At 41.6% G+C, this 551-nt stretch carries 1 protein-coding gene; it reads left to right on the top strand.

Going from position 1 to position 551, the window contains the following annotated elements; translation table 11 throughout:
* Positions 1-551, top strand: a 551-nt coding sequence (locus tag Aba26S_RS21035; RefSeq protein ID WP_043975236.1) for a PoNe immunity protein domain-containing protein, incomplete at both ends; no start/stop codon positions are given.

The raw sequence follows: 551 nt of genomic DNA, 5'->3' as shown, positions 1-551 counted from the left end.
ATCAGATGGATCGGATTATGCCAATCATTGACTATGTAGAAGCAACACCTGAAGGACAGGAAAAAGATGGATTAATTGAGCGTTTAGTTACTCCTTTTGTTGCAGATCGTGGAACTCCACCAGATGAAGCAAGACGACATTTGCCTTATCGTAAGCTCATTAAAGTGTTTAATGCTTCACCTGAACAGCGTCCAGCTTTAATGCTGCAATACCTAGAAGACTGGTATGAGGCGAGCCGCCGAGAGCCTTATTATGATCAACATCCTCAAACTGATTTAAGATCAGGAAGAGGTTACTATGGCTATTGGTCATGGGAAGCAGCAGCGGTAACGTGGTTGCTGGATATAGATGATACGTCATATTGTGAACATCAGTTCTATCCAAAAGATTTGGTTGATTTTGCTCGAACACAGTCAAAAGTAGTTCTAGATGATCAACAACTAGAGCGAATGAAAGTTAAGGGCGGAGAAGCCTGTATTAAAACAGGTTATTGGAGAACACCAGCACAACCAGATTCACGACAATACTTTAAACAAGGTGAGATTGTTCCC

It is taken from the genome of Acinetobacter sp. NBRC 110496 (assembly GCF_000876115.1).
GTDB lineage: Bacteria > Pseudomonadota > Gammaproteobacteria > Pseudomonadales > Moraxellaceae > Acinetobacter.
This window is presented reverse-complemented; position numbering and strand designations above follow the sequence as displayed.